The organism is Intrasporangium sp. (assembly GCF_032907665.1).
Taxonomy (GTDB): domain Bacteria; phylum Actinomycetota; class Actinomycetes; order Actinomycetales; family Dermatophilaceae; genus Intrasporangium.
In genome coordinates, this window is record NZ_JAJJPG010000060.1 from 5,143 (window position 1) to 8,572 (window position 3,430).

General features: G+C 71.0%; 3 protein-coding genes. All 3 read left to right on the forward strand.

Going from position 1 to position 3,430, the window contains the following annotated elements:
- Window positions 1–116 precede the first annotated feature (116 nt).
- Entirely contained in the window at window positions 117–1,364 is a 1,248-nt protein-coding gene (locus LOY02_RS10495; protein ID WP_317182306.1) for an aminoglycoside phosphotransferase family protein, read from the forward strand.
- A complete protein-coding gene (locus tag LOY02_RS10500; RefSeq protein ID WP_317182307.1) occupies window positions 1,354–2,868 on the forward strand; it encodes a HAMP domain-containing sensor histidine kinase in 1,515 nt (504 codons plus the stop codon). Before LOY02_RS10495 ends, LOY02_RS10500 begins: the two co-directional genes overlap by 11 nt.
- Window positions 2,865–3,430: response regulator transcription factor (locus LOY02_RS10505; protein ID WP_317182308.1), on the forward strand; the 566-nt coding region annotated here is incomplete at its 3' end. The genes LOY02_RS10500 and LOY02_RS10505, both read left to right, overlap by 4 nt.

Consider the following 3,430-nt stretch of genomic DNA (forward strand, 5'->3'; position numbering starts at 1 on the left):
CCGGGACGGCAGCCGGGACGGCAGCCGGCTCCGGGGCGTCTCCCACCTCGTCGGAGATGAGAACCGTCTCATGATTGCCTCACCCGCGACTCACCGTCAGTTGGCACGATGAGGGGGTGACCCACCCCGACCTCGTTCTGCTGACCGGCCCCGACGCCGCCGAGCTGCTGAACGCTGCCGTCGCCACGGCCGGCGGTGAGGTCGTCCACTGGTCGGTGAAGCAGGTGGACCACCGTCCCGACTCGAGCACGACCGCGTCCTACTCCGTGAAGGTCCGTTGGCACGCTGCGGGAGACGGTGGCAGTGCCGACGGGCAGACCGCGCACGAGACGCAGGAGACCTTGGGCGCGAGTATCGGGCTCGCAGGGGTGACGGACCAGCCTGGCATCCTGCAGCTGAGCAACGGCACCTCGCGCGTCGCGGTGTGGCGCGTCCCGCAGGATCCCGGGCTGCCTGGCCTGGCGATCGCCGCCGATCCCGGCCAGATGGCGACGCTCCTGGCGATGCTGGGGGTCACGGGCACGAAGGCTGCCGATGTGCGGATCAGGATGCGTGCCTACCGCCCGAGGCGACGGGCCGTCGTCGAGGTGCGCTCGCCGACCGCGGCCTTCTTCGTCAAGGTCCTCCGCCCGGGCCGGGCGGAGGACCTCCATCGGCGACACGTCCTGCTCCACGACGCCGGGGTGCCGGTGCCACGGAGCCTCGGCTGGACCGAGGCCGGCCTGCTCGTGCTCGAGCGCCTCGAGGGCACATCGATGCGCGCCGCCCTCTGGCGCCCGGATGCCCCCCTGCCTGCGGCCATTGACGTGGTCGGCCTGCTCGACCGGTTGCCCGCAGGCGTCCTCGACCTGCCTCGCCGGGCCGCCTGGAGCGAGAACGCCGAGTACTACGCGCGGGTCATCGGGGCGGCCCTCCCGGCAGAGGCGGACCGCGCGCGCCAGCTCGCAGCGGAGGTCGCGCAGGTCGTGGCAGGCGCCCCTGCTGACGAGCCGACCCACGGGGATCTCTACGAGGGGCAGCTGCTTCTGGGCCGTAGCGGGCGGGTCAGTGGAGTGCTCGACGTCGACACGGCCGGGCCGGGTCGACGGACGGACGACCTGGCGTGCGTCATCGCCCATCTGGAGGTGCTGGCCGTGATGTCTGAAGCTCACCGGGCGCGGCTGCGTGCCCTGTCCCGGTCGTGGGCGGACGTCATGGAGCGAGGGGTCGACCCGCGGGAGCTTCGCGCACGTGTCGCCGGGGTCGCGATGTCCCTCGCCACCGGACCACACCGGGTTCAGGAGGCCGGGTGGGAATCCGCGACGAGCTCCCGGCTCGACCTCGTGGAGCAGTGGGTGGGCAGGAGCGCCGTCCGTGTCCGGTGAGACTGTCAGCCCGGGCGAGGGCCCGGCGGAGGCCCCGGTCGCCTGGCACCACCGCCTCTCCGTGCGCGTCCGGGTGCTCTCCTCGGTGCTCATCATGTGCGCCCTCGGGCTCGCGGTCTCAGGCGGGGTCGCCAACGCGATCCAGAACAGCCGCACCCTGGAGCAGGTCGACGCCGCCTCGGCCCAGGAGGTCGAGGAGTTCCGGAACCTGGCGACCCAAGGGGTGGACCCGGACTCCGGCGAGCCCTTCACGAGCGTGGAGCAGCTGCTCCTCGTGGCGCTCTCGCGCAATGTGCCGAGCGAGCACGAGAAGTTCCTCAGCTTCCTCGACGACAAGCCGCACGCGTACACCCCCGGTGGCCCGCCGGAGCTCGTCAAGTCCCCCGAGATCTCCACCGCGGTGGCGGCCGTGCCCAACAGCTCGAACCGCGTCGTCACGACGGACGTGACAACCTCGATCGGTGCCGTGCGCCTCACCGTGGTTCCGGTCCGGCTGGACGGCTCTGACGTGGTCGGCAAGTTCGCCATCGCCTTCGCGGTCGACCGCGAGCTGGGCCGCCAGCGCGATCTCATGCGGACCTACGCCCTCGTCGCCCTCGGGGCCCTGCTGCTCATCGGTCTCGTCGGCTGGCTGGTCGCGGGGCGGTTGCTTCGCCCCTTGCGCGACCTCCGGGAGACCACTCAGCGAATCGGTGAGAGCGACCTCACGCAGCGCGTCGTGGTGCCCGGGTCGGACGACATCTCCGAGCTCGCACAGACGTTCAACGACATGCTCGACCGTCTCGAGGCGGCATTCGGGACCCAGCGCCAGTTCCTCGACGACGCCGGCCACGAGCTGAAGACGCCCCTCACCATCGTCCGAGGCCACCTCGAGCTGATGAACCCCGACGACCCCCGGGATGTCGAGGAGACGCGGGCCCTCCTGCTCGACGAGCTCGACCGGATGGCTCGCCTCACCCAGGACCTCATCCTGCTCTCCAAGGCGGACCGGGCGGACTTCGTCCGGTTCGCGCCGATGCCGCTGGGGCCGTTCACGGACGAAGTTCTCCACAAGGCCGTTGCCCTCGGCGACCGGCGCTGGCGGGTCGAGGCCCGGTCGGAGGCGACGGTGCTCGCCGACGAGCAGCGCTTGTCGCAGGCCGTGCTCCAGCTGGCCGACAACGCCGTGAAGTTCAGCGAGCCCGGCACGACGATCGGGATCGGGACGGACGTGCGCGGGGACCAGGCCCGGGTGTGGGTTCGCGACGAGGGCGCCGGCGTGCGTCCGGCCGACACTGAGCGAATCTTCGAGCGGTTCGCCAGGGGCAGCGACGGCAACCGTGCCGAGGGTTCGGGCCTTGGCCTCGCCATCGTCCGTGCAATCGCCGAAGCGCACCACGGCACCGTCGAGGTGGCTCGGCAGCCCAGCGGAGGGTCGGTCTTCACCATGACCCTGCCGACACGCCACGAAGAGGCCGATCCGTCCGGGGTCGGCGTCCCGAACGACATCGAGGCCGACGCATGAACCGCATCCTCATCGTCGAGGACGAGGAACGAATCGCCTCGTTCGTGCAGAAAGGTTTGCGCTCGAACGGCTTCACCCCCACGGTCGTTCACGACGGGATCACCGCGCTCGACTATGCGATGTCCGGGGAGTTCGACCTGATGATCCTGGACATCGGCCTGCCGGGTCTCGACGGCTTCGGCGTCCTCGACCGGCTGCGGGCCTCAGGCAGCTCGCTGCCCGTCATCGTCCTGACCGCCCGGGACTCCGTCGGTGACACGGTGGCGGCCCTCGAGGGCGGAGCGGACGACTACATGGCGAAGCCGTTCCGCTTCGAGGAGCTCCTGGCTCGGGTTCGCCTCCGACTCCGTGAGACCGGATCAGCGGAGACGACCGTGCTCACCTACGGGGACCTGTCCCTCGACCTGCGGACCAGAAGGGCCAGCGTCGGGGGTCGCGTCGTCGACCTCTCCGCTCGGGAGTTCGCGCTCGCGGAGACCTTCCTGCGAAACCCGGGACAGGTGCTGTCCCGTGAGCAGCTCCTCAGCCACGTGTGGGGATACGACTTCGACCCGGGCTCCAA